Raw genomic sequence first — 25,044 nt, 5'->3', positions numbered from 1 at the left:
CGAAGTCTATCGGCGCGGGGAGTCCCCGGTGCTCCCGCGGGACGCCAGGAGGCGGTCCTTGACCGTGGAGGCGTAGACGTCCTCGTACTCCTGCTCGCCCAGCCGCTGGAGTGCCACCGTGATCTCGTCGGTGACCGACCGCAGGATGTAGCGGTCGCTTTCCATGCCGGCGAAGCGCGAGAAGTCCAGGGGCTCTCCGATGACGACCCCCACGCGTCCGATCCGCGGGATGCGCGTGCCGATCGGCTGGATCGTGTCGGTGTCGACCATGACCACCGGCACCACGGGGACATGGGCTTCCAGCGCCATCCGGGCGATCCCGGTACGCCCGCGGTAGAGCTTGCCGTCGGGGCTCCGCGTGCCCTCGGGGTAGATGCCCAGGAGCTCGCCGCGGCCGAGGACGCGCAGGCCCGTGTTCAAAGACGCCTCGGAGGCCTTGCCGCCGGTGCGGTCGATCGGGATCTGACCGGTGGCCTTGAGGAACCCGCGCGTCGCCCAGCCTTTGATGCCTTTGCCGGTGAAGTAGTCGCTCTTGGCGAGGAACGCCATCCGGCGGTCGATCATGAGGGGGAGGAAGACCGAGTCGGCGAAGGACAGGTGGTTGCTGGCGAGGATGGCCGCGCCCTCGGTGGGGACGTTGCGGCGACCCACGATCCAGGGGCGGAAGACCGCCTTGAGGAACGGCCCGATCACGACGTACTTCATCAGCCAATAGAACATGCTCAGCCGTCCCTGCCCGCGAGATCGGCGACACCGATGACCCCGGCGTCGTTGCCCAATTGCGCCACCGCGAACTCCGCGACCGGGCGGTCGCCGAACCCGGGGAGCGATGTCTCGTAGGCGATCCGCACCGGCTCGAGGAGCACATCGCCCAGCTGGGCGACTCCCCCGCCGATGACGAACACCTCGGGGTCGAGCACGGCCTGGAACCCGCCGCACGCCTCCCCCAGGGCGGTGGCCACCCGGCGGAGCGCTTCCAGCGCACCGGGGTCGCCGGCCAGCACGAGACGCGAGATCTCCGACCCGTGGATGGTGCCGTCCACGTCCCGTGCGTCCGCCAGAGCCTGCCCGATCCCGCCCTGAGTCGCCAGCGACGACGCCTCCCGCTGGAGCGCCCGCCCGGACGCATACTGCTCGAGGCATCCGTTCTGTCCGCAGCCGCACGGGAGTCCGTTGCGGGCGAACCGGATGTGGCCGAGCTCGCCGCCGATGCCGTGCCCTCCGCGGTACAGCTTTCCTTCCGCCACGACCGCCCCGCCGACGCCCGTGCCCATCGTGAGCATCACCATGTCCGATCGCCCCCGCGCGGCCCCGAAGCGGAACTCGCCCCATCCGGCGGCATTGGCGTCGTTCTCGATCGAGACGCGCGTGCCCAGCCGCGCCTCCAGTACGGCGCGCAGCGGCTCGTTCCGCCAGGCGATGTTCGGGGCGTGGATGACCGTGGCACGGGTGCGGTCGATGAACCCGGCGGCTGCCACGCCGATCGCGGAGACGTCGTGACGCGAGCGCAAGGCGTCGGCCATCGCGACGACGGCGTCCACCAGCGCATCCACATCCACCGGGGTGTCCACACGGAGCTTCTCGATGACGCCGCCCGCGGCGTCGACGACGGCCCCGGCGATCTTCGTCCCGCCGATGTCGATCCCGACGTTGAGCACCGTGCTCCCTCCCCACCGACGACCGACGACGGCGCCTGAAAGTCTAGTCACGCGGCAGGTACCCACGAAGGGTCCCCGCGTCCCGATACACTCAAGTATCGGAAGGCTGTTCTTCCCGGTACCGAAGGAGTTGCCGTGATTCAATTCGATGTCCCTGTGGTCGTGCCCGCCGACCCGAGTGCGAACATCTCAGATCTGCTCGCCGAGCGCGCCGCCGGCACGCCCGACCGCCCGCTTTTCGCGGTTCCGGACGGCCCTGGTTGGCGTGACGTGACCGCGGCGGAGTTCCAGCGCCAGGTGATCGACCTCGCCAAGGGTTTCGTCGCCGCCGGAATCCAGCCCGGCGACAAGGTCGCCTTCCTCGCCCGCACGACGTACGACTGGACGCTGGTGGACTTCGCGCTCTTCTACGCGGGGGCCGTGATGGTGCCCGTCTACGAGACGAGCTCGCCCGCGCAGATCCACTGGATGCTGTCGGATTCGGGGGCCATCGCCGTCATCGTGGAATCCCCCGACCATTCCGCACGACTGGACGAGGTGCGCGCCGACCTGCCGCTCGTCCGCGACGTGTGGGGGATGCACCTGGGCGATCTCGACAAGCTCAGCAGGGCCGGCGCATCCGTCGATGAGGCCGAGATCCAGCGCCGCCGCAGCCTCGCCCAGGGCGACGACATCGCGACGTTGATCTATACGTCGGGGTCCACCGGTCGCCCGAAGGGGTGCGTGCTGACCCACAGCAACTTCGTCGAGCTCTCGCGCAACGCCGCCAAGGCACTCCATGAGGTCGTCGCGCCCGGTGCCTCCACCCTGCTGTTCATCACGACCGCGCACGTGTTCGCGCGCTTCATCTCGATCCTTTCCGTTCACGCGGGGGTGAAGGTGGGGCATCAGCCCGACACCAAGCAGTTGCTCCCCGCGCTCGGATCGTTCAAGCCGACGTTCCTCCTCGCGGTGCCACGAGTGTTCGAGAAGGTGTACAACTCCGCCGAGCAGAAGGCCGAGGCCGGCGGCCGGGGCAAGATCTTCCGCTCCGCGGCGCATGTGGCCGTGGAGCACTCCAAGCTCCTGCAGGAGGGCAAGAAGGTTCCGCTCGGCCTGACGCTCCGGTTCCGGCTCTTCGATCGCCTGGTGTACTCGAAGCTGCGTGCCGCCATGGGCGGGCGCGTGCAGTACGCCGTGTCGGGTTCGGCACCGTTGGGCGAGCGTCTCGGCCACTTCTTCCACAGCCTGGGCGTGGTGATCCTGGAGGGCTACGGCCTCACCGAGACCACCGCCCCCGCGACGGTGAACCTCCCGACCAAGTCCAAGATCGGCTCGGTCGGACCGGCGGTGCCCGGGGTGGGCGTCCGCCTCGCCGACGACGGCGAGATCGAGGTGCGCGGGATCAACGTCTTCAAGGAGTACTGGCGCAATCCCGAGGCGACGGCCGCGGCGTTCGACGGTGACTGGTTCAAGACCGGCGATATCGGCGCGTTCGACGGCGAGGGCTTCCTCACCATCACCGGGCGGAAGAAGGAGATCCTCGTCACCGCCGGCGGGAAGAACGTCGCGCCGGCGGCGCTGGAGGATCCCATCCGCGCCAACCCGATCATCGGGCAGGTCGTGGTGGTCGGCGACCAGAAGCCCTTCATCTCGGCGCTGATCACGCTCGACTCCGAGATGCTCCCGGCATGGCTGGCCAACAACGGGCTCTCAGCGGACATGACGCTCGCCGACGCCGCGCGCCACGAGGCGGTCCACGCGACCGTCCAGCGTGCCATCGACGAGGCCAACGCCCACGTGTCCCGGGCCGAGTCGATCCGGAAGTTCACGATCCTCCCGATCGAGTGGACCGAGGCGAGCGGTCACCTCACGCCCAAGCTCAGCATCAAGCGGAGCGTCATCATGACCGACTTCGCCGCCGAGGTCGAGGAGATCTACGCCGCGCCGGTGACCACGAGCAACGTCACGCTCCCCTGACGCATCCCGCGCCCGCCGCGAGAAACCACATCCGGGTCGAGAAACCCCGCGTCGCGGGGTGTCTCGCCCGAGATGTGGTTTCTCGCGTGTGGGGCGGGTCAGAACCAGGCGCTCTCGCGGATCTCGCGCATCGCCTGGCGACGCACGTCGGCCGGCAGACGCTGGACGAACAGCATCCCGTCGAGGTGGTCGGTCTCGTGCTGGAGGGCCTGGGCCATGAGCCCCTCCCCCTCGAGGATCAGCTCCTCGCCGTCGAGGTCCATCCCGACGACCTTCGCGTACGGATGGCGCGGAGCATCGTGCCACACGCCGGGGATGGAGAGGCACCCCTCCGCCGTCGGCACGAGGTCGCCGTCGGTCTCGACGAGCACGGGGTTCAGGACGTAGCCGATGTCACCATCGATGTTGTAGCTGAAGGCCCGCAAGCCGACGCCGATCTGTGGCGCGGCGACCCCCGCGCGGCCCGGAGGCTCCACGGTGTCCAGGAGATCGCGGACGAGCGCGCGGACGCCGTCGTCGATGTCGGTGATGAGGGCGCTGGGCGCGCGGAGGACGGGGTCGCCGAAGAGGCGGATGCTGCGGACAGTCATCGCCTCACGCGGCCTGACCGGGGTCGCGCAAGCCTTCGACGACCGCGGCGGCCAGCCGGCGCGCGGCCTGCCGGGTGCCGGGCTGAAGGTCGCGGAACGTGATGTGGCTGCCCGAGCCGATCAGCGGGTCGTACGGCATCCGCACCACGGAGCGCACACGCGTGCGGAAGTGCGCCTCGAGCTCGTCCTCGTTCACGAGCGGGGGGCCGGGTCGAGCGTTGTTGAGCACCACCACGGCGCTGCGCACCTGGTCGGAGTATCCGTTGGTCTCCAGCCACGTGAGCGTCTCGGACGCGAGCCGCGCCTCGTCCACGCTCAGCCCCGCGACGATGACGAGTTCATCGGCCATCTCGAGGGTGGCGCCCATGACCGAGTGCACGATGCCGGTGCCGGTGTCGGTCAGGACGATCGAGTAGTAGTGGGCGGCGACGGCGGCCACGTCGTGGTAGTCGCGGTCGCTGAAGGCCTCGGACACCCGCGGGTCGGAATCGGAGGCCAGGACATCCAGGCGCGTGGTGTCACGCGCGACGATCGTGGAGATGTCGTTGAAGCCCGTGACCTCGCCGCGCACGCGGGCCAGGTCTCGCACGGTGCGCCCGCGGGCGCCTCCGATGCGGTCGGCGAGCGTCCCGCGATCGGGGTTCGCATCGATGGCGATGACGCGGTCATCCCGCGCCGACGCCAGCGCCATGCCGAGGAGCGTCGTGATGGTCGTCTTGCCCACCCCGCCCTTGCGCGAGAGCACCGGGACGAAGCGCGCTCCGCCCGGCAGCGGCGCGCTGATGCGCACATCCAGCTGCTTGCGTGCACGGGCCTTGCGGCTGTCGCCGAGGTTGATGCGGTGGCGGGAGAGGGAGTACACCAGCTGCTGCCACAGCCCCTCCGGCTCCGCACCGCTGATCTGACCGCGGTCGAGCAGCCGGTCGGCCGTCAGCAGGTCGGGGGTCTCTCGGCTCGCGTCGAACTCGCCCAGGCGCTTGGACGCGAGATCCAGTTCGGGTTGCGGGGGGTGGACCCGCTCGACAGCGTGCGCGCGCTCACCGCGACCGTGCTCGTCGGAGTGATGAGCGGCTCGGCGGCTGGAGGGGACGACCCCGGTCAGCGGAACGGGGTCGCCCACCGGGATCGAGCCGGTCGCGCGCGCCACGGGCACCGCAGTGGTGTCGGAACCGGCGGGCGGCGTCTCAGCCGGCATGCCCGCGGCGGGCGGCGTGGATTCCTCGTCCGCGGCGGGCTCGTCGACGACCTCGTCGGCGTCGTGGATGTCGCCGGTCGGCGTGTACGACTCGGGGGCGTGCTCGAGGATGATGTCGCCGGTCGCGATCTCCTCGACCGCGACGTCGTCGACCGCTTCGTCCTCGGCGAGGTCGTCATCGTCGACCGGAAGAGACAGGCTCACGCGCGCCGTACGGGCTCCGAGGATGCCGATGCCGGCCGTGTCGAGGCTGCCGGCATCGGTCAGCATGCCGTGCTCGGCCTCTTCGTCGGGCGTCTCGTCGTGTCGATCGGGCGTCACAGCAGGTCTCCAAACGGGGTCGGGCGCGCCGCGCCCATCCCCCCAGGTTACTGCGAGGGGCGGATGACGACCAAAAGGTCCCCCGCGTCCACATGCCGGGTCGAGTCGATGACGAGGCGCTCCACGACGCCGTCCAGGGGGCTGGTGATGGCGGCCTCCATCTTCATCGCCTCGATCGAGGCGACCGGCTGTCCCGCTGCCACGGTGTCGCCGACGGCCGTCTTGACCGTCACGACCCCGGAGAAGGGCGCTGCGACCTGACCGGGCTTGGAGGTGTCCGCGCGCTCGGCCGCGCGGGTCTCCACCGCGATCGATCGATCGCGGACGAAGACCGGTCGCAGCTGGCCGTTCAGCGTCGTCATGACGGTGCGCATGCCCTTGTCGTCGGCTTCCCCGATCGCCTCGAGGCCTACGAACAGCTGCACCCCGCGCTCGATCTCCACCACGTGCTCGGCGCCGGGCATGAGGCCGTAGAGGTAATCGGCCGTGTCGAGAGCGCTGAGATCGCCGTAGTTCTCCCGTGCCTCGGCGTACGCCTGGGTCGGTGCGGGGAAAAGCAGCCGGTTGAGTCGGTCGCGTCGCCGGGGCGAATCCGCCGCCAGCTCCCCGGCATCCTCCTCGGTCAGTGGCGTCACGCCGATCTTCACGTCGCGACCGGCGAGGACCTTCGTCCGGAACGGCTCCGGCCAGCCGCCGGGAAGGTCGCCGAGCTCCCCCGCCATGAAGCCCACGACCGAGTCGGGGACGTCGTACTTCTCCGGGTGGGCGGCGAAGTCAGCCGGATCGGCCTTGACGGCGGCGAGGTGGAGCGCGAGGTCTCCCACGACCTTCGACGACGGCGTGACCTTCGGGACGCGGCCGAGGATGTCGTTGGCGGCCGCGTACATGTCTTCGATCAGCTCGAAGTCGTCGGCGAGACCGAGCGCGATGGCCTGCTGGCGGAGGTTGGAAAGCTGCCCGCCCGGGATCTCGTGCCGGTACACCCGCCCGGTGGGGCCGGGAAGGCCCGACTCGAACGGGCGGTAGAGGTGCCGGACGGCCTCCCAGTACGGCTCCAGATCCGACACGGCGCGAAGATCGAGCCCGGTGTCGCGCTCGGTGTGCGCGAGCGCGGCGACCAGCGCGGACAGGGACGGCTGGCTCGTCGTCCCCGACATCGGCGCGGACGCCGCATCCACCGCATCCGCGCCCGCCGCCGAGGCGGCCAGGAGCGTGGCGAGCTGCCCGCCCGCGGTGTCGTGGGTGTGGACGTGGACGGGCAGATCGAACCGGTCGCGCAGCGCCGCGACCAGCCGCGTCGCCGCGGCCGGCCGGAGCAGCCCCGCCATGTCTTTGATCGCCAGCACGTGGGCGCCGGCATCCACGATCTGCTCGGCCAGACGCAGGTAGTAGTCCAGCGTGTACAGCGTCTCGTCCGGGTCGAGCAGGTCGCCGGTGTAGCAGACGGCCACCTCCGCGACCGAACGCCCCGTCGCGAGCACGGCGTCGATGGCCGGACGCATCTGCGACACGTCGTTGAGCGCGTCGAAGATGCGGAAGATGTCGATGCCGCTGGCGGATGCCTCGGCCACGAAGGCGTCGGTCACCTCGGTCGGGTACGGCGTGTACCCGACGGTGTTGCGGCCGCGCAGGAGCATCTGGACGGCGATGTTCGGCAGAGCGGTGCGCAGCGCATCGAGGCGCTCCCACGGGTCTTCGGCGAGGAATCGCAGCGCGACGTCGTAGGTGGCTCCGCCCCACGCCTCCACCGACAGAAGCTGCGGCGTGAGCCGTGCCACGTACGGGGCGACGGTGACCAGGTCCTTCGTGCGCACCCGCGTGGCCAGCAACGACTGGTGCGCGTCACGGAACGTCGTCTCGGTGACGGCGAGGGCCGTCTGCTCTCGCAGCGCCCGCGCGAACCCGGCGGGGCCGAGCTCGTCCAGGCGCTGGCGGGAACCGGCCGGCGCGGGTGTCAGAAGGTCGAGCGCGGGGAGCTTGAGCCTCGGGTTCACCGTCACCGGGTTCTCCCCGTTCGGGCGGTTCACCGTGGCGTCGACGAGCCAGCTGAGGATCTTCGTGCCCCGGTCCTTCGACTCCCGGCCGCGCAGCAGTTCCGGGCGCTCGTCGATGAACGATGTGCTCACATCGCCGGCGAGGAAGGCGGGGTCATCCAGCACCGCCTGCAGGAACGGGATGTTGGTCGAGACCCCGCGGATGCGGAACTCCGCCAGTGCCCGCCGGGCACGCGCGACGGCCGCGGGGAAGTCACGTCCGCGGCAGGTCAGCTTGGCCAGCATCGAGTCGAAGTGCGGGCTGATCTGCGAACCGGCCGCCGTCGTCCCGCCGTCCAGCCGGATGCCCGCGCCGCCGGGCGAGCGGTACGTCGTGATCTTGCCGGTGTCGGGACGGAACCCGTGCGAGGGGTCTTCCGTGGTGAGCCGGCACTGCAGCGCGGCGCCCCGCAGTCGGATCTCGTTCTGGGCGAGGTGCAGCTCGTCGAGCGTCTCCCCCGCGGCGATGCGCATCTGCGACTGGACGAGGTCGACGTCGGTGACCTCTTCGGTGACGGTGTGCTCCACCTGGATGCGGGGGTTCATCTCGATGAAGACGACCTCGCCGGTGCGGGGGCCGGCCGTCTCCAGGAGGAATTCCACCGTGCCGGCGTTCTGGTAGCCGATCGATTCGGCGAACGCGACCGCGTAGCGGTGCAGGGCGGTGCGGATGTCGTCGGACAGGTTGGGGGCCGGCGCGATCTCGATGACCTTCTGATGACGCCGCTGCAGCGAGCAGTCGCGCTCGAACAGGTGCACGGTGTGCCCGGTGCGGTCGGCGAGGATCTGCACCTCGATGTGACGGGGCCGCTGCACGGCCTGCTCCAAGAACATCCGCGCGTCGCCGAAGGCGCTCTGCGCTTCGCGCATGGCCTCCGCCAGTGCGGGGGCGAGCTCTCCCCGGGACTCGACGCGCCGCATGCCGCGCCCGCCGCCGCCGGCGACCGCCTTGGCGAACAACGGGAAGCCGATGTCCTCGGCCTGTGCCACCAGCGCGTCGACGTCGTCGGAGGCGCCCGTGGAGCGGAGGACCGGGACCCCCGCGGAGGTGGCGTGCTCCTTGGCGGTGACCTTGTTGCCGGCCATCTCCAGCACCGGGGCGGGCGGGCCGATGAAGGCGATGCCGTTGGCCGCCGCGCGCTCGGCGAGGTCGGGGTTCTCCGAGAGGAAGCCGTACCCGGGGTAGATCGCGTCCGCACCGCTTTCGCGGGCGACGCGGATGATCTCGTCCACATCGAGGTACGCCCGGACCGGGTGGCCCCGTTCGCCGATCTGGTAGGCCTCATCCGCCTTCAGCCGGTGCAGCGAGAAGCGATCCTCATAGGGATAGACGGCGACCGTTCGGGCGCCGACCTCGTACGCGGCTCGAAAAGCACGGATGGCGATCTCGCCGCGGTTGGCGACCAGGATCTTCTTGAACATGCGCACCTCACGGTGGTGGTGGCCGGAATGTGCTCACAGCTTATGGGACGGTAACGTAGACGATTGTGCACGTACTCTCCGTCAGCTCCCTCAAGGGCGGCGTAGGCAAGACCACCGTCACACTCGGGCTTGCCTCCGCGGCTTTCGCGCGCGGCGTGCGCACCCTCGTCGTCGATCTCGACCCGCAATCGGACGTTTCCACGGGGATGGACATCCAGGTAGCGGGGCGTTTGAACGTCGCGGATGTCCTCGCCAATCCCCGGGAGAAGGTGGTGCGTCAGGCCATCACCAGCAGCGGCTGGGCGAAGGTGCACCCCGGCACGATCGACGTGCTCATCGGCAGCCCGTCCGCGATCAACTTCGACGGCCCACATCCGAGTGTGCGCGACGTCTGGAAGCTGGAAGAGGCCCTCGCCACGATCGAGGCCGACTACGACCTCGTCCTCATCGACTGCGCTCCGTCGCTGAACGCCCTCACGCGTACCGCGTGGGCCGCGAGCGACCGGGTCATCGTCGTCACCGAACCCGGATTGTTCTCGGTCGCCGCCGCCGACCGCGCGCTGCGCGCGATCGAGGAGATCCGCCGCGGCCTGTCCCCCCGTCTCCAGCCGCTCGGGGTGGTCGTCAACCGCGTGCGTCCCCAGTCGATCGAGCACCAGTTCCGTATCAAGGAGCTGCGCGACATGTTCGGCCCGCTCGTCCTGAACCCGCAGCTGCCCGAGCGCACGTCGCTGCAGCAGGCGCAGGGCGCCGCCAAGCCCCTCCACGTATGGCCCGGCGACTCGGCCCAGGAGCTGGCCGCGGACTTCGATGCGCTACTGGACCGCGTGATGCGCACCGGCCGCATCCCGGTTCCCGGCGACGCCGCCAGCGTCTGATCGCCGCGGCGCACTCCGATCAGTCCCCTCCGCCCGACTCCGGACAGATGCACGTCGGACGTTCCCCAATCCCGGGAGATCGGGAATCCGGGACGGTTCCGGGAGCCTAGGCGCTGCGCTTGACCCGACGAGCGGCGAGCTCGTCGACCGGGTCGGGTACGGTCGCGTCGAACTCCACGAGCGTGGACTCGACCTCGCGGAGCACCTTGCCCACGGCGATGCCGAAGACGCCCTGACCGCGGCTGACCAGGTCGATCACCTCGTCGTTGGAGGTGCACAGGTAGACCGATGCGCCATCGCTCATGAGGGTCGTCCCGGCGAGGTCGCGGATGCCGGCGGCACGGAGCTGATCCACGGCGGTGCGGATCTGCTGCAGGGAGATGCCGGTGTCCAGCAGCCGCTTGACGAGCTTGAGAACCAGGATGTCGCGGAAGCCGTACAGCCGCTGGGATCCGGACCCGGTCGCACCGCGCACGGTGGGCTCGACGAGCTCGGTGCGGGCCCAGTAGTCGAGCTGGCGATACGTGATCCCCGCGGCCCGAGCGGCGACGGCGCCGCGGTAGCCGACCTCGTCATCCATCGCGGGCAACCCATCGGTGAAGAGAAGATCCGAGACGAACCGAGGTTCGCCGACAGCTTCATCAGCGGTCATGCCGGAAACCTCCTCACCGAATTGGATAGCTCCACGCTAGATGAGCGAGGGGTCCCGGGCAACGACATCCCCGGCGCGGCGTGTCGAGCGATCACGACATGATGCGTTCGATGGCGTCGCGCACGAAGACGGCTCGGACGTCCTCCAGGCGCTTGGCGAGCTCGGGCGCCAGCTCGCTCGCACGGGCGCGCGACGCGGCATCCGTCCGCCGCATCAGCGTCGCCAGCGCCGACTCGATGAGCGCGGCCTCGCGCTCGGCGCTCTGGCGCAGTGAACGCAGATGGCGCGGCTCGATCCCATGCCGGTCCAGCGCCACCAGCGCGCGCAGCAAGGCCACGGTCTGGTCGGTGTAGGACTCCGCAGCGGCGATCACACCCGTGCTGATCGCGTCATTGAGCAGCTGCGGAGCCGCACCGGCAGCGGCCAGCAGCTCGGGGCGCCGATAGCGACGCGCCGCCGGCACGATCGAGGGGACCGCGTTGGGCGGTGACGGGTCGCGCCCAGCATCGAGCTCGCCGAGGTAGTCGCGGATGACGTTCAGGGGCAGGTAGTGATCGCGCTGCAGGGTCAGTGCCAGCCGGAGCCGATCGAGGTCGTCCGCGCAGAATTTGCGGTACCCGGAGTCGGTCCGCGTGGGCGTGACGATGCCCTGAACCTCGAGGAAACGCAGTTTGCTGGAAGTGAGGGAGGGAAACTCCGGCGTCAGCCGGGCGAGGACCTGACCGATGCTGAGAAGTCCCGCGGACGAAGAGGATCGACCGCGGGCAGAGGCGGCGGGCATCAGGCGTCGGCGACCAGCGGGAGATCCGCCGGCGAGACGAAGAAGGTGAGCCGGAATTTTCCGATCCGCACCTCGGCGCCGTTGGTCAGCGCGGTGCGGTCGACCCGTTCCCCGTTCACGTAGGTGCCGTTCAGGGACCGTTGATCGACGATGTCGAAACGCGGCGTCTCGCGGATGATCTCGGCGTGGCGGCGCGACACGGTCACGTCGTCGAAGAAGATGTCGGCCTCGGGGTGGCGCCCCACCGTGGTCACATCGGTGTCGAGCAGGTAGCGCGCACCCGCGGTCGGCCCGGAACGGACGATCAGCAGCGCGGCGCCCGAAGGCAGGGCGCCGATCGCCTCGACCTCGGCTTCGTTGAGTTCGCTTCCGAACGGCACGAAGGACAGATCGGCGTCGTGGCCGAAGGTCTGCGTGGTGTCATGTGAGCGCGCTTGCGGCGTACCGTCATCGGCGTCACGCCGGATCTCGCCCGGCTCGGGTCGACGTGTTTCGTCCACGAGTCCTCCTTCCGCGTCCACACTATCCGATCGCCCGGGTGTCACCAGGTCCGTCCCCAGGGCGGGCGAGAGGGAGTGTTGCGCTGTGTAACGGCGTCGGGAGCGCCGTGTGTCGTCTCCGCCTAGCCTGGCGGGACTTCGAACCTACTGACAAGGAGTCCGCCGTGTCGAGCCCGTCCCCCCGCCGCCCGCCCCTCGAGGTGAGGGAGCGGGCGGCGTGCAGGTGCGTGGCCGGTGATGCGTGCTCCTCGTTCGCTCCCGGGCACGCGCTGCACCTCATCCAGGCGCGCCTGGCGGCGGCGACGCCGTCGGAGTGGGTCGACGCGCTGGTGGCCGCCGTCGATGCCGGCGCCGGTGAGGTGGAGCTGCGGGCGGTGGCCGACGGCACGCCTTTCACCGTGTGGCACGCCGCACCGCTCGGCCTCACCGTCGGGGAGCCCGTGACGCTGCACTCCCGTTATGCGGTGCTCGCGACCCGCGGGCGGCGCCTGAACGTCGCACGGCTCGGCTGAGCGCCCGCGGGGGCGCGGTCAGGCCGCGGCCATCATCGAGTCCCTGAGCGCCATGCACGCGTCGATGCAGGCGCGGCACGCCTGAGCGCACATGTCGCACACCACGTGATGCGGGGCGTGCTCGAGGCACTCCTCCTCGCACACCTGGCACATCGCGATGCATGCGTCGAGCATCGCCATCATCGCCGCCGGAGTGGTGCCCTGCATCCGCAGCAGCGTGCGCATCATCGTGTTGCACATGTCCGCGCAGTTCATGCAGGCCGGCGCACACGAGAGCATCTGCGTCGCGCACACGGTGCACGCCTGCTCGCACGCCGCACACGCGTCCAGGCACGCCTGCAGCACCTCCATGTCCATCGTGTCCATGCCGGGCATCGACATCCCGTCGGCCGACATCACGTCCATCATCCGAGCATCCATTGCGCGCCTCCGTGTTCTCCGGCGGCGGGCAGGACCGCCCGCCTGCCCGTCATGGTAGGGCGCCGGACCGTCGCGCAGAAGCCCCAGTTAGGCTCGGAACGTGATCACCGCGCAGCTCCGAATCCGTCCCGCCGCCGCTCTCGTGGCCGCTGCCGTGCTGGCCGTCGTCCTGCTGGGGGCGTTCGCCTCCCCCGCTGCCGCCCACGACGAGCTGCTCTCCAGCGACCCCGGGGCCGACGCCGCCGTGGATGCCCTCCCCGAGACCGTGACCCTCACCTTCAGCGGCGAGCTGCTCGGCGGCGAGGACGCGAACGAGGTGCAGGTGACGGATGCGGCGGGGGCGACGCTGAGCGAGGGGCCCGCGGTCGTAGACGGAACCACGCTCACCCAGACCCTCGCCGGTGAGGCCAGCGGCAGCATCCAGGTGCTGTGGCGGGTGGTGTCCGGCGACGGCCATCCCATCTCCGGCGAGTTCGCCTTCACCGTCACCGGCTCGCCCGAGCCGACCGCTTCGCCGAGCGAGAGCGCCGCCACCGCGGAGCCGCGCGAGACCGCGACCCCCAGCGCCGCGCCGGAGCCGTCGGCAACGCCCGCTGACGCCCCGGCCGAGGATGCCGCCGCTCCGCTGCCGTGGATCATCGGGGTGGTCGTCCTGCTGCTCGTCATCGCCCTCGTGCTCTACCTCCTCGTGGTGCGTCCACGGCGCAACCGAGCCGTCTCCGACCCCTCCGCCGACCGATAGGCTGGGAGTCATGCCTCACTACGACGTCGTCATCCTTGGCGCGGGTCCCGGCGGTTACGTCGCGGCGGTCCGCAGTGCTCAGCTCGGCCTTTCGGTCGCGGTCATCGAAGAGAAGTACTGGGGCGGTGTCTGCCTCAACGTGGGCTGCATCCCCTCCAAGGCGCTTCTGCGCAACGCCGACCTGGCGCACACCTTCCACGCGAAGGCCGACCTCTTCGGCATCTCCGGAGACGTCACGTTCGACTTCGGCGCGGCGTGGGATCGCAGCCGCAAGGTCGCGGACGGCCACGTCAAGGGCATCCACTACCTGATGAAGAAGAACAAGGTCACCGAGTACGACGGCCGCGGCACCTTCGTCGACGCGAACTCGATCGATGTGGCCAAGGCCGACGGCGCAGTCGAGCGCGTCACCTTCGACAACGCGATCATCGCCACCGGCTCCACCGTCCGGCTCCTGCCCGGTGTGACCCTCAGCGAGAACGTCGTGACGTACGAGGAGCAGATCCTCAACCGCGAGTTGCCCGAATCGATGGTCATCGTGGGCGCCGGCGCAATCGGCATGGAGTTCGCCTACGTGCTGACCAACTACGGCGTCAAGGTCACGATCATCGAATTCCTCGACCGGGCCCTCCCCAACGAGGATGCCGAGGTCTCCAAGGAGATCCAGAAGCAGTACAAGGGTTATGGCGTCGACATCCTCACCTCGACCAAGGTCGAGACCGTCGTCGACTCCGGTGACAAGGTCACCGTCACCTACACGGCCAAGGACGGCACGAAGGGCTCGATCGAGGCCGACCGCGTGCTCATGTCCATCGGCTTCGCGCCGCGCGTGGAGGGCTTCGGCCTGGAGAGCACCGGCGTGAAGCTCACCGAGCGCGGCGCCATCGGCATCGACGACTACATGCGCACGAACGTGCCGCACATCTACGCGATCGGTGACGTCACCGCGAAGCTCCAGCTGGCGCACGTCGCCGAGGCGCAGGGTGTCGTGGCGGCCGAGACCATCGGCAAGGCCGAGACCATGACGCTGGGCGACTACCGGATGATGCCGCGGGCGACCTTCTGCACCCCGCAGGTGGCGTCGTTCGGTCTCACCGAGCAGCAGGCCCGGGATGCCGGCCACGAGATCAAGGTCGCGAAGTTCCCCTTCAGCGCCAACGGCAAGGCCAACGGCCTGGGCGAGCCGGTCGGGTTCGTCAAGCTCATCGCCGACGCCGAGCACCTCGAACTCCTCGGCGGTCACCTCATCGGCCCCGACGTCTCCGAGCTTCTGCCCGAGCTGACGCTGGCGCAGAAGTGGGACCTCACCGCGGTCGAACTGGCCCGGAACGTCCACACCCACCCGACGCTGTCGGAGGCGCTTCAGGAAGCGTTCCACGGCCTCGCCGGGCACATGATCAACATCTGACGCGCCCGGTCGCCGCTCTCCGCGCGACCGGACAGCAGACCTGCGGCGCCGCCCCGTCCGAAGCCGGGGGCGGCGCCGTGGCGTTTCCCACGCAGTCGAGTCGCCGGAAAACGTCGGGTTGCAGGCGGAAACCGCGCGTTTGTTGGCGACTCGACGGGTCAGCGGCCGAGCGTGCGGGCGAGCTTCGAATCGGATGCGGCGGGGCGGCCGCCGGCGGCAGCGACCGCGGCGTCCACGGCCGCGAAGAATGCGTCGCGCCAGGCCCGATCGGCGGGGGCGGCGGGGCCGAGTTCGACCTCCCACTCGCGCCACCGGGTCTCTCGGCCCGCTCGTTCGTCCAGCGCCCGGACGCGGTCGTCGACGAATTCCGCAACGAGTTCCCCGTCCGCATCCCGCAGCGCGTATGCCGTGCGCGTGTTGCGGACGCGCGCCAGCGGGGCCAGCGGCGGCGCCGCCCACCCCGCGATCGCGGCGATGAGCCCCTCGGGGGGAACGGGGTCGCCGTCCGAGTCATCCAGCGGCCACTGCCATTCGTGGCGGCCGTCCGGGGCCGACACCTTCACGTGCCATCCGGCGTCGGGGCCGCCCGATCGGCGCCGCACCGCGACGTGGGCTCGCGCGAGCGCGGCGTCAGCGGTGTCGAGGTAACGCGCGTCCAGCTCGCGTACCTCCGGTGCGCCGACCCGCACCACCCCCGGCAGAGCCGACCAGTCCGGAAGCGCGGTGCGCGCATCGACGTCGTACTTGCGCTCGACCTCGACGGAGCGGTGCGGCTCGGCGGCCTCGGTCACCCCAGGCGTCCATCCTCATTCGGGTTGATGTCCTCGGTCTCCTCGGCGTAACGGTAGGTCGCCCGCGTAGGACCGTCGTCATCGCCGGTGTTCTCGAACTCGCCCTCGCGGCGGTAGACCAGCTGGCCCTCGCCGTAGGGCACGATCAGGGTGTCGTCGTCGTTGTCGTCGTCGAGGGGAAGAACCTGGCCGTCCAGCGGCCCTCCGGTCAATCGTGCGATAGCCATTCCGACAGCGTAGCCCCCACCCGTCGACCACCGCGGGGCCGGCGTCCGGCTCACTTAGACTCGGTGGGGTGAAGGCCCTGCGTACGTTCACCGTCCGGCCCGTGCTCGCCGAGCCGCTCGCTCCGCTGGACCGCCTCGCATCCAACTGGCGATGGTCCTGGAGCCGTGGCACGCATGCGCTGTTCGCGTCGATGGACGGGCAGCTGTGGCAGCAGGTGGGCGAGAACCCGTCCCGGATGCTGGGGGCTCTCGGCCAGTCGAGGTTGGACGAGCTCGCCGGCGACGAGAACTTCACCTCGCGTGTCCGCGAGGAGGACGAGCGCCTGCAGGCGTACCTGACCGGCGACCGCTGGTTCCAGAGCCTGCCCGAGCCCAGACCCCGCTCGATCGCGTACTTCTCCCCCGAGTTCGGGGTCGACGGCTCTCTCCCGCAGTACTCCGGCGGCCTCGGCATCCTCGCCGGCGATCACCTCAAGAGCGCGTCCGACCTCGGCGTTCCGCTCACCGGCGTGGGGCTGTTCTACCGCGCGGGATACTTCCGCCAGTCCATCGGCGACGACGGCTGGCAGCGGGAGAGCTATCCGGTGCTCGATCCCTACGGCCTGGGCCTGACGCTCCTGCGGGAATCCGACGACTCGCCGGTCGAGGTCTCCTTGACCGTCACCGGCGGCCGCACCCTGTTCGCACGCATCTGGGTCGCCGACATCGGGCGCGTGCCGCTCCTGCTCATGGATTCGGAGACCCCCTCCAACCCGGAAGACCTCCGCCGCGTCACCGACCGTCTGTACGGCGGAAGCGGGGAGCACCGTCTCCTGCAGGAGCTGCTGCTCGGGGTGGGCGGCGTCCGGGCCGTCCGGGCGTGGACCCGGGTGACCGGCCGCGACGAGCCGGAGGTCTACCACACCAACGAGGGCCACGCGGGCTTCCAGGGGCTCGAGCGCATGTCGGAGCTCATCAGCGGGGCGGGCCTGTCCTTCGACGCCGCGCTGGCGCAGGTCCGCGCATCCACCGTCTTCACCACGCACACCCCCGTCCCCGCCGGTATCGACCGCTTCCCCCGCGGGCTCGTCGCCGAGTACCTCGCGACGGGCCTCCTGCCCGGGCTCGACACGGAACGCGCACTCGCGCTCGCGGGCGAGGGGTACGCCGGCGGCGACGGCGACGTCTTCAACATGGCCGTCCTCGGACTGCACCTCGGGCAACACGCCAATGGCGTGTCGGCGCTCCACGGCAAGGTCAGCCGATCGATGTTCGGGGCGCTCTGGCCGGGAGTGGACACCGACGAAGTGCCCATCGGGTCGATCACCAACGGCGTCCACGGCCCCACGTGGGTGCACCCGGCTCTGAAGGGCCTCAGCGAGCGGGCGTTCGGCGACGCGCTGACGACCGAGCACGACTGGCGCGACGGCGCGCTGGTCTCGGACGGGGAGCTGTGGGCGGTGCGCGCCGAGATGAAGCACGAACTCATCGCCGAGGCGCGGCGACGCCTGTCCGAGGCGGCGGGGTCGACGGCCGGAGCCTGGGCCGGGGAGGTCCTGGACCCCGGGGTCCTCACGATCGGATTCGCCCGGCGGGTGCCCACCTACAAGCGGCTCACCCTCATGCTGCGCGACCCCGAGCGGCTCACGCGGCTTCTCACCGACCCCGAGCGACCGGTGCAGATCGTGATCGGCGGCAAGTCGCATCCGGCCGATGACTCGGGCAAGCAGCTCATCCAGCAGCTCGTGCGCTTCAGCCGCGACCCCCGGGTGCGCGGGCGCATCGTGTTCCTGCCCGACTACGACATCACCCTGGCCAAGACGCTGTACCCGGGATGCGACGTGTGGCTGAACAACCCGCTCCGCCCGCTGGAGGCGTGCGGCACCTCGGGCATGAAAGCCGCGCTCAACGGTGCGCTGAACCTGTCGGTGCTCGATGGCTGGTGGGACGAGTGGTACGACGGCCGCAACGGCTGGGCGATCCCCACCGCCGACAGCGCCACGAGCGACGAGGAGCGCGACGACCTGGAGTCCGCGGCCCTTTACGACCTCATCGAGCATCAGCTCATCCCGGCGTACTACGAGCGCGAGGGCGGGATCCCGCGGGCGTGGCTGGATCGCGTGCGCCACACGATGACGGACCTCGGGGCGAAGGCGACGAGCGACCGGATGGTGCGGGAGTACGTCACCGACCTCTACGCGCCCGCCTCCGTCCACGCCCGCGCCCTGACGGCCGACGGGTACGCCGCAGCCGCCGAGCTCGCCGCGTACCTCACCCGCGTGCGCGCGGGCTGGTCTGCCGTCCGGGTGCTGAGCGTGGATGCCACGGGAATCTCCCAGCAGGCGCACGCCGGCAACCGACTGGGGGTGCGCGCCGAGGTGGAGCTGGGCGCGCTGGCTCCGGAGGATGTGGCGGTGCAACTCGTGTCGGGCCGCGCCGACCCGGACGGCGAGCTGACCGGTGAGCGCGCGATCCTCGCGCTCACGCCCGGCGAGAGGGGGAACGGCGGTCCGACCGTCTTCGAAGGGGTCCTCGACCTCGACGTGACCGGCCCCTTCGGCTACACCGTCCGCGCCGTGGCGCACCATCCGCACCTCGTCTCGGCCGTCGAGCCGGGCCTGGTGACCTTCGCGTCGTGACCGTGGTGACGCAACGCCCCTTCGTCCTTCTCGCCACGCGCGCGGAGGACGACCCCGCCGACGAGGAGTACGCGCTGTTCCTGCGCTACAGCGGACTGCGTGCCGACCAGCTGCAGCGTGTGCGGCTGGAGGCGGGACCGCTCCCTCCCCTGGACCTGGACGCGATCTCGGGGATCTTCGTCGGCGGCAGCCCCTTCAACGCGTCCGACCCCGTCGCGCGGAAGTCCGCCGTCCAGCAGCGCGTGGAAGCCGAATTCGCCGCCCTGCTGCCGGAGGTCGTGGCGCGTGATATCCCCTTCCTCGGCGCCTGCTACGGCGTCGGCACGCTGGGGACGCACCTGGGCGCGGCGATCGACGGCCGGTACGCCGAGCCCATCAGCATCGTGCCGGTCTCGCTCACCGACGCCGGGGCGGACGACCCCCTGCTGTCCGGGATGCCGCGCACGTTCGACGCGTTCGTCGGACACAAGGAATCGATCAGCTCGCTGCCGCCTGAGGCCGTGCTGCTGGCGTCGTCGCCGGGATGCCCCGTGCAGATGTTCCGGGTGGGAGAGAACGTCTACGCCACCCAGTTCCACCCCGAGCTGGATGTCGACGGCATCACGACACGCATCCGCGCGTACGCAGGGTACGGCTACTTCCCCCCGGACGAGATGGATGCCACCCTGGCGGCTGTCCGGCGTGTGCCCGTCACCGAGCCCGGCCGCATTCTGCGCCGGTTCGTGGAGCGTTACGCCCGCTGAGTGCGGGGTACGCGCACGACCGGAACCGGTCCGGTCACGGCCGGTCTGGTGCGCGCCAGAGCGGGCTCAAGGCCAAGCTCGACCAGCCGCAGGTCGCCGGCCAGCCGCGGACCGCGGCCGCGGACGAGGCCGGCCTTGACGGCGCCGAAGGTGACGGTCGTATCCGCGGGGAGCACCGTGTCGTCGGCGTCACCGTCGTCGGGATGCAGGCCGCTGGGCAGGTCGACAGCGATCACCGTCGTGCCGCCCGCGCGGATCACCGGGAGGAGCGACTCGACCACGGCGCGGGCCACACCGCGCAGGCGCGGGTCGGCGGAGGCGCCGATGCCGAGGATGCCGTCGAGCACGAGGGCATAGGTCGCCGGTTCCCGGCACACCTCCCCCGCCGCTCGCAGTTCGGCGCCGGCGCTCATCGCGGCGGCCAGTGCCTCCCGGTGGACCCGGTCGGAGGTGAGGACCACGTCCACGGGTTGGCCCGGTGACGCGACCTCCGCGGCGGCGTACAGGGCGTCGCCCCCATTGTCACCGCTTCCCGCCAGCACCAGCACCCGGCCCGGCGCCTGCGCCAGCCGCTCGCGCACGACCTCGGCGAGGGCGGAGGCGGCCTCCCGCATGAGAGGCTCGCCGGCGGCGAGCAGCGGCGCCTCGGCAGCACGGACGGCAGCGGCGGTGTAGGCGGGGACGAGCGCGCGCTCAGGCATTCTCGCGTTCTTTCGCCTCCGCCTCGCGTGCGGCGCGCAACTCGTCGGTCATGGCTTGCACCGAGCGCTCGGCGCGGCGCACCCGGAACTGCGCGAGAGTGCTGGCGCCGTGGCGCGCGCCCAGGCGGTCCTCGTCCTCCTCCGTGCCGATGACGATGTACGCGGAAGCGATCAGGATGACCTGGCTCGACAGGTTGAGCCACAACAGGAGGGCGATGAGGGAGGCGAACGAGGCCAGCAGCGGATTGTTGGACGCTCCGCCGACGAAGAAGCCCGACAGCTGCTGAAGCACGGTCAGGCCGAACCCGCCCAGCATCGCGCCGGTCCACAGCGTCCGCGCCCGAGGGCGTACGCCGGACAGCAGACGGAAGGATGCCGCGACCACGACCGTGTCCAGCGCGAAGACCACCAGCGCCGACACGAGCCACGCGACGAAGCCGAGCGCGGGAGAGCCCCCCGGGATGCCCAGCCAGCCGGTCAGCAGCGTGAGTCCGGCGGTGGCGAGGAACGTGGTCGCCGCCGCCGCGGCCAGGCCGGCACCGATGCCGATGGCCAGGAGGAGATTGCGGAGGATGACCCAGACGAACAGGATGTCGTCGGTGGCGATGCCGGCGATCGAGCGCAGCGCCGAGCGCAGCGATCCCACCGCGCCGATGGCCGCGCCGACGAGCGCGACGACCGAGATGGCGCCGGCGATGCTGAGACCGGCAGGCTCCGGGAGCTTGTCGAGGTCGACCAGCTCCAGGAGCCCCGGGATGGCCGCGTCCAGCGCGCCGACGAGGGCGCGCCACGCCTCGCGGTTGCCCGCGAGCCATAGCGCCGCGACCGAGAACCCGAGGAGCACCCCGGCGAACAACGCGAAGAGGGTTCGGTAGGTGACCGAGTCGGCGAGCATGGGTCCGCGCGCCCTGGTGTACAGCAAAGCAGCGCGCACCGGGCGACGCGCGAGCGCCCAGGCCGTGACGCGGGACAGCACCGTGCTCGACATATCGTCAGGCTATCGGCTGGCCCGTCCGGGATCCGGGGGTTGACGCCCGACCGGCCGGCCGTCAGTCCGCGCCGAGCGAGGGCAGAAGGGCCGCGATGATCGCGAACCAGGCCCCGCCCAGCATCCACGGCCCGAAGGGGATCGCCGTCGCCGCCCGCGCCCTCCGCGCGACCATCAGGAAGAGCGCGTAGAACCCGGCGAGGAGGAACCCCGCCAGCGCGCCGGTGAGCACGGCGTCCCACCCGATGAACCCCAGGTAGGCGCCCACCACTCCGGCCAACTTGACGTCTCCCCCGCCCATGGCGGCGGAGCGGAGCATCCGCAGCACCAGGTAGAAGGCGAACAGGGCCAGCGCACCCCCGGCGGCGACGAGAAGGCGGTCCGCAGCGCCGGAGGTGAGAGCGGAACCGGTCAGGAGGACGGCGGCGACCGGGTATCCCGGAAGGACATACCGATCGGGCAGCCGGTGGGTGCGCGCGTCCAGGACCGCGAGGACGACCGACTGCACGGCGAAGAAGCCGTACGCGGCGAGCGCGCATCCCACGGCGATCCCGGTGGCAGGCGTCATCTCAGCCGTCGAGGATGTCGAGCCGTACGGTCAGGGGGCCGCCGTCCACGAGGCCCTCCGCCACGCGGACGGCGCGCTTGAGCGGGAGCGAGTAGATGCCCGAGGAACCCGGGAAGATCGAGGTGCGCCACGTCGTCGTCCCGACCGTGGCCTCCACGCGCACCGCGCCGAAGCCCCGCGCGAAGGGCTCCATGATCTCCCGGATGTCGGCACTCAGCTCCTCCGGGACCTCCGCGAAATACCATGCCGAGTCCTCACGCGCGTTCCAGCGATACACCTCGGAGTCGAACTCGATCTGCATCGTCACCTCTTCCCGTCCTCGGTGGGCGCTCCGTCCGCGGGCCAGGAGATGCGGGCGGCATCCAGCGGGTGCGCTTCGTGGGATTCCCGTGCGCGGTGCCACGGCGCACCGGTCGGCCAGCTGGCCGCGAAGGTGGGGACGACCCGCCACACGCGCCTCAGGAGCGCGGAGGGGCGCGCGAACGGGCGGGCGGAGACCGGCATGCGCAGGTGCGGGTCGTATCGGACGCCGTCGGCCGGGCGGAGGTGGATGGTCAGGTCGAGGTCGTCGTGGATGCGGGGGTTGGTGCGGTCGACCTCGTCGCGCACCCGCGCCCACACGCTCGAGCGCATCGCAAAGTTCGATCCGAAGACCAGCGGGATTCCCAGCCACTGCCGCACCCAGTAGGTTCCGCCCCCGATGTACCAGTGGGCGCCGAGGTAGTTCACGAGCGGTGTGGAGCCGTAGAACTCCGCGCCGCCGGTGAGAACGCCCAGGTGGGGGTCGGCGACGAAGGACTGCACGATGCGCGAGACCCAGTCGGGATGCGGCCGCGAGTCCGCGTCCACGCGTGCGATGAGATCGAACCCGAGCGCTTCGTCGTAGCCGCGCGCGGCGGCGGGCCAGATACCCACGAGCGGTTCCGACACGACGCGCGCGCCGTGGCGCCGGCCGACGTCGCCGGAGCCGTCGGTGCTGGCGTTGTCGACGACGATGACCTCGTCGGGCCGACGGGTCTGGGCAGCGAGGGCCCGGAGGCACGCGTCCAGGAACGACGCGTCGTTACGGCACGGGATGACCACGGCGATACGCGGGACCAGGGACACGCGGCCTACGCTACTCGCGGGTCCCCGGCCCCGCGGCCCGGGCGCCGGCGGCTGGGGAGAGCGGCTCACTCCGCCCGCACCGACAGGCGGAACAGGATGCGGGCGACCTCGTACCGCGTGCGGCCCACCGGTGTGCGCGGGTCGTACCCGAGCAGCCGGGTGAGGGCGTCGTGGCGCGCCTGCAGGGTGGAGTGGTGCATGCCCATCGCCACCGCGGCCGCCCGCACGCTCTCGGCGTGGGCGAGCGTGTCGAGCGCCGATCGGCTGTGGGGGTCCAGGCCGGCCAGGACGGCGACATCCGGGTGCGTTCGGCCGGCGGCGTGGGCGGCGAGGACGGCGTCCAGCAGCACTCCGTACTCGGCGGCGTCGATCACGGGCGTCGCGTCGTCGGAGAGCCGGTACGCCACCAGCGCCGACTCCCATGATCGCGGCAGGTCCAGGACCGTTCCCGGAGCTCCCCTTCCCCCGCGGGAGAGCGCGGCCGTGCCGCGGGAGACGGTGGCACGCACGACGCCGTACCGGGTCGCGACCAGCCGGGACGGCCCGGTGGGAGTGACCTCCGGGGATGTCGCGAGCACGCACAGGGCGCCCGGGTCCAATCGGAGCCGCGTCGCGGCGGCCTCGCGGTCGGCCGGGGCGCGCGCGGCATCGAGCACCGCCTCGACGGCATCGTCGGGTGCTGCCACTCGGCGGGCGCGCACCGACGCGACGCCCAGCCCCCACCGTTCCAGGACCAGCTGGTCGTTGATGTGCCGCTCGCCGTCCCGCTCCAGCCAGATCCGGGCCGACTCGTCCACCCAGAGCGTCAGCCAGCCGCTGGCCGGATCGGCGTCGACAGGGTCTGCCAGGCGCCTCCCGGACGCATCGACGCGGATGACCCTGCCGGAGGCCTGAAGCCCGGCGACCGCGCCGGACAGTGCCGCCGCCCCCCGCACGAGGGTCTCGAGGTTGACCCCGCCCGCCACGAGGGCGTCGAAGTAGGAGATCACCCTGAAGCTCTCGCTCACGGTGGGATCGAGTGACGTGACCCGGCCCATCAGCTCCTGCATGCTCGGCTCCCTCGCGCGCGCCCGCGTTCATCCTGCCACGCCGGCCGAACGGGGCAGGTCAATACTCCAGGAGCCGGTGCACCCAGCGGTCGCGTGCGTCGCGCATCTGCTGTGACAGAGCGGCCTGCGGCGCGTACCCCTCGAAGCCGTGGTACCCCCCGGGCCACACGTGGAGCTCGGCTTCCCCGCCCGTTGCCCAGATGGCACTGGCGTAGGCCACATCCTCGTCGCGGAACACCTCGGCACTTCCGCAGTCGATGAAAGCCGGGGGGAGGCCCGAGAGGTCGGTGGCCCGCGCGGGGGCGGCGTAGATGGAGACATCCGCGGTGCCCCGCCGGTCGCCCAGGAGGGCGGTCCACCCGGTGCGGTTGCTGCCACGATCCCAGACGCCCACCCCGTCGATCTGCAGCGTGGAGGAACTGCGATCGCGATCGTCGAGCATGGGGTACATCAGAAGCTGGCCGAGGAGCGGCCGGTCGCCGCGGTCGCGCATGAGGAGCGTCACTCCCGCCGCGAGCCCGCCCCCCGCGCTGGCGCCGACGAGGAGGATTCGCTCGGGATCGGCGCCCAGCTCGCGGGCGTTGTCACGGAGCCAGCGAACGCCGGCGTAGGAGTCCTCGACCGGATACGGGTCGGGGAACTCCGGCGCGAGGCGGTACTCGAACGAGACGGCCACCGCGTCGTAGCGGTGCAGCCAGTCGAAGAGCGCCGCGACCCCCGACCAGCGGTCACCCACGATCATGCCGCCCCCGTGCAGGTACGCGATCGCCGGGCCGCCGCGGCGCCGGCCGCGCGCCTCGAGGACGGTGGCGACCAGCGATGCGCCGTCGAGGCCCGGCACGCGCACATCCCGCGTCACCAGTCCTGCGCCATGGGCCATCTCGGCCGTCACGCGCACCCGCGGGTTGCGGCGCATCGGCTCGATCATGTCCGGGGTGACCGTCTGCGGCACGCCGTCGGCGAGCGCGGTGAGGGCCGCCTCGAGTTCGGGGTCGAACGGGGGCCGGGCGATCCGCGGACCGCTCCCGGTCCTGTCAGTGGTGCCGATGTGTTCCATTGCGCTCTCTCACCCGGGTCTCGTCGGTGCGACCGCCACCATCCTGCCGGTATCGCCGACCCCTCCGCACCGCCATCTGGCGCGCCGGCGGGCACGAACTGCCCGCCAGCCGGCGGGGCGCGGC

General features: G+C 71.1%; 25 protein-coding genes. 7 read left to right on the top strand and 18 right to left on the bottom strand.

The window, feature by feature from the left end:
* Positions 1-6: 6 nt before the first annotated feature.
* Positions 7-720 (bottom strand): lysophospholipid acyltransferase family protein, encoded by a 714-nt coding sequence (locus tag AC2DFQ_RS01735; RefSeq protein WP_484509559.1) that lies wholly within the window; start codon positions 718-720, stop codon positions 7-9.
* A 2-nt stretch (positions 721-722) separates the two neighbouring features.
* A complete protein-coding gene (locus tag AC2DFQ_RS01730) occupies positions 723-1,658 on the bottom strand; it encodes an ROK family glucokinase (RefSeq protein ID WP_484510000.1) in 936 nt (311 codons plus the stop codon).
* Positions 1,659-1,793: 135 nt separating this feature from the next.
* On the opposite strand from AC2DFQ_RS01730, the gene AC2DFQ_RS01725 reads away from it, so the two are divergent.
* A complete protein-coding gene (locus AC2DFQ_RS01725) occupies positions 1,794-3,617 on the top strand; it encodes an AMP-dependent synthetase/ligase (RefSeq protein WP_484509560.1) in 1,824 nt (607 codons plus the stop codon).
* Between the two features lie 98 nt (positions 3,618-3,715).
* On the opposite strand, the gene AC2DFQ_RS01720 is transcribed toward AC2DFQ_RS01725, so the two are convergent.
* From AC2DFQ_RS01720 to AC2DFQ_RS01710, 3 genes are read right to left on the bottom strand one after another with little or no spacing between them, the layout of a single operon-like run.
* Positions 3,716-4,207 carry a peptide deformylase gene (locus tag AC2DFQ_RS01720; protein ID WP_484509561.1) on the bottom strand — a complete coding sequence of 164 codons (492 nt, stop codon included), beginning with the start codon at positions 4,205-4,207 and terminating at the stop codon, positions 3,716-3,718.
* Between the two features lie 4 nt (positions 4,208-4,211).
* Complete coding sequence (locus tag AC2DFQ_RS01715; RefSeq protein ID WP_484532756.1) at positions 4,212-5,723, bottom strand: MinD/ParA family ATP-binding protein; 1,512 nt, start codon at positions 5,721-5,723, stop codon at positions 4,212-4,214.
* Positions 5,724-5,770: 47 nt separating this feature from the next.
* Positions 5,771-9,178, bottom strand: coding sequence for a pyruvate carboxylase (locus AC2DFQ_RS01710; RefSeq protein ID WP_484509563.1), 3,408 nt, complete (start codon positions 9,176-9,178; stop codon positions 5,771-5,773).
* Positions 9,179-9,243: 65 nt separating this feature from the next.
* Here AC2DFQ_RS01710 and AC2DFQ_RS01705 point away from each other — a divergent pair, with 65 nt between their 5' ends.
* Entirely contained in the window at positions 9,244-10,056 is an 813-nt protein-coding gene (locus AC2DFQ_RS01705; protein ID WP_484509564.1) for a ParA family protein, read from the top strand.
* Between the two features lie 106 nt (positions 10,057-10,162).
* On the opposite strand, the gene AC2DFQ_RS01700 is transcribed toward AC2DFQ_RS01705, so the two are convergent.
* The 3 genes from AC2DFQ_RS01700 to AC2DFQ_RS01690 all read right to left on the bottom strand — a co-directional run bounded on the left by AC2DFQ_RS01700 (position 10,163) and on the right by AC2DFQ_RS01690 (position 11,989).
* Positions 10,163-10,708, bottom strand: coding sequence for a MerR family transcriptional regulator (locus tag AC2DFQ_RS01700; RefSeq protein WP_484509565.1), 546 nt, complete (start codon positions 10,706-10,708; stop codon positions 10,163-10,165).
* 91 nt (positions 10,709-10,799) lie between these two features.
* The gene (ftsR, locus tag AC2DFQ_RS01695; protein WP_484509566.1) at positions 10,800-11,489 is read right to left on the bottom strand and encodes a transcriptional regulator FtsR; all 690 of its coding nucleotides are present in this window, start codon (positions 11,487-11,489) and stop codon (positions 10,800-10,802) included.
* On the bottom strand, positions 11,489-11,989 hold the full coding sequence (locus AC2DFQ_RS01690; RefSeq protein ID WP_484509567.1) for an FHA domain-containing protein: 501 nt from the start codon (positions 11,987-11,989) through the stop codon (positions 11,489-11,491). Before AC2DFQ_RS01690 ends, ftsR begins: the two co-directional genes overlap by 1 nt.
* Positions 11,990-12,153: 164 nt before the next feature.
* On the opposite strand from AC2DFQ_RS01690, the gene AC2DFQ_RS01685 reads away from it, so the two are divergent.
* Complete coding sequence (locus tag AC2DFQ_RS01685) at positions 12,154-12,501, top strand: hypothetical protein (RefSeq protein WP_484509568.1); 348 nt, start codon at positions 12,154-12,156, stop codon at positions 12,499-12,501.
* An 18-nt stretch (positions 12,502-12,519) separates the two neighbouring features.
* Here the strand turns inward: AC2DFQ_RS01685 and AC2DFQ_RS01680 are convergent, their stop codons facing one another.
* Positions 12,520-12,921, bottom strand: coding sequence for a four-helix bundle copper-binding protein (locus AC2DFQ_RS01680; RefSeq protein WP_484509569.1), 402 nt, complete (start codon positions 12,919-12,921; stop codon positions 12,520-12,522).
* 100 nt (positions 12,922-13,021) lie between these two features.
* Here AC2DFQ_RS01680 and AC2DFQ_RS01675 point away from each other — a divergent pair, with 100 nt between their 5' ends.
* Positions 13,022-13,663 carry a copper resistance CopC family protein gene (locus AC2DFQ_RS01675; protein ID WP_484509570.1) on the top strand — a complete coding sequence of 214 codons (642 nt, stop codon included), beginning with the start codon at positions 13,022-13,024 and terminating at the stop codon, positions 13,661-13,663.
* Between the two features lie 10 nt (positions 13,664-13,673).
* Complete coding sequence (gene lpdA, locus AC2DFQ_RS01670) at positions 13,674-15,071, top strand: dihydrolipoyl dehydrogenase (RefSeq protein WP_484532755.1); 1,398 nt, start codon at positions 13,674-13,676, stop codon at positions 15,069-15,071.
* Between the two features lie 158 nt (positions 15,072-15,229).
* On the opposite strand, the gene AC2DFQ_RS01665 is transcribed toward lpdA, so the two are convergent.
* On the bottom strand, positions 15,230-15,862 hold the full coding sequence (locus tag AC2DFQ_RS01665) for a CYTH domain-containing protein (RefSeq protein ID WP_484532754.1): 633 nt from the start codon (positions 15,860-15,862) through the stop codon (positions 15,230-15,232).
* The gene (locus AC2DFQ_RS01660; protein WP_484509573.1) at positions 15,859-16,089 is read right to left on the bottom strand and encodes a response regulator; all 231 of its coding nucleotides are present in this window, start codon (positions 16,087-16,089) and stop codon (positions 15,859-15,861) included. The genes AC2DFQ_RS01665 and AC2DFQ_RS01660 overlap by 4 nt, the downstream gene beginning before the upstream one ends.
* Positions 16,090-16,157: 68 nt before the next feature.
* Here AC2DFQ_RS01660 and glgP point away from each other — a divergent pair, with 68 nt between their 5' ends.
* Together glgP and AC2DFQ_RS01650 are read left to right on the top strand one after the other, a co-directional pair.
* Positions 16,158-18,707: an alpha-glucan family phosphorylase gene (gene glgP, locus AC2DFQ_RS01655; protein WP_484532753.1), complete on the top strand. Its 2,550-nt coding sequence runs from the start codon at positions 16,158-16,160 to the stop codon at positions 18,705-18,707.
* Complete coding sequence (locus tag AC2DFQ_RS01650) at positions 18,704-19,450, top strand: glutamine amidotransferase (RefSeq protein ID WP_484532752.1); 747 nt, start codon at positions 18,704-18,706, stop codon at positions 19,448-19,450. Before glgP ends, AC2DFQ_RS01650 begins: the two co-directional genes overlap by 4 nt.
* Here AC2DFQ_RS01650 and AC2DFQ_RS01645 read toward each other — a convergent pair.
* From AC2DFQ_RS01645 to AC2DFQ_RS01615, 7 genes are all read right to left on the bottom strand, one after another.
* Positions 19,438-20,151, bottom strand: a complete 714-nt coding sequence (locus AC2DFQ_RS01645; protein ID WP_484509576.1) for an NAD(P)H-hydrate epimerase — start codon at positions 20,149-20,151, stop codon at positions 19,438-19,440. The two genes, AC2DFQ_RS01650 and AC2DFQ_RS01645, sit on opposite strands and share 13 nt — an antisense overlap.
* A complete protein-coding gene (locus AC2DFQ_RS01640) occupies positions 20,144-21,139 on the bottom strand; it encodes a YhjD/YihY/BrkB family envelope integrity protein (protein ID WP_484532751.1) in 996 nt (331 codons plus the stop codon). The genes AC2DFQ_RS01645 and AC2DFQ_RS01640 overlap by 8 nt, the downstream gene beginning before the upstream one ends.
* A gap of 61 nt (positions 21,140-21,200) precedes the next feature.
* On the bottom strand, positions 21,201-21,707 hold the full coding sequence (locus tag AC2DFQ_RS01635; RefSeq protein WP_484532750.1) for a prepilin peptidase: 507 nt from the start codon (positions 21,705-21,707) through the stop codon (positions 21,201-21,203).
* A gap of 1 nt (position 21,708) precedes the next feature.
* Entirely contained in the window at positions 21,709-22,008 is a 300-nt protein-coding gene (locus AC2DFQ_RS01630) for a DUF1905 domain-containing protein (protein WP_484509579.1), read from the bottom strand.
* A gap of 2 nt (positions 22,009-22,010) precedes the next feature.
* Entirely contained in the window at positions 22,011-22,814 is an 804-nt protein-coding gene (locus AC2DFQ_RS01625) for a glycosyltransferase family A protein (protein ID WP_484532749.1), read from the bottom strand.
* 65 nt (positions 22,815-22,879) lie between these two features.
* Positions 22,880-23,863 (bottom strand): helix-turn-helix domain-containing protein, encoded by a 984-nt coding sequence (locus tag AC2DFQ_RS01620; protein ID WP_484532748.1) that lies wholly within the window; start codon positions 23,861-23,863, stop codon positions 22,880-22,882.
* Positions 23,864-23,921: 58 nt separating this feature from the next.
* The gene (locus AC2DFQ_RS01615) at positions 23,922-24,920 is read right to left on the bottom strand and encodes an alpha/beta hydrolase (protein ID WP_484532747.1); all 999 of its coding nucleotides are present in this window, start codon (positions 24,918-24,920) and stop codon (positions 23,922-23,924) included.
* Positions 24,921-25,044: the final 124 nt, after the last annotated feature.

The organism is Microbacterium sp. Z11_20, from assembly GCF_057197605.1.
This window is presented reverse-complemented; position numbering and strand designations above follow the sequence as displayed.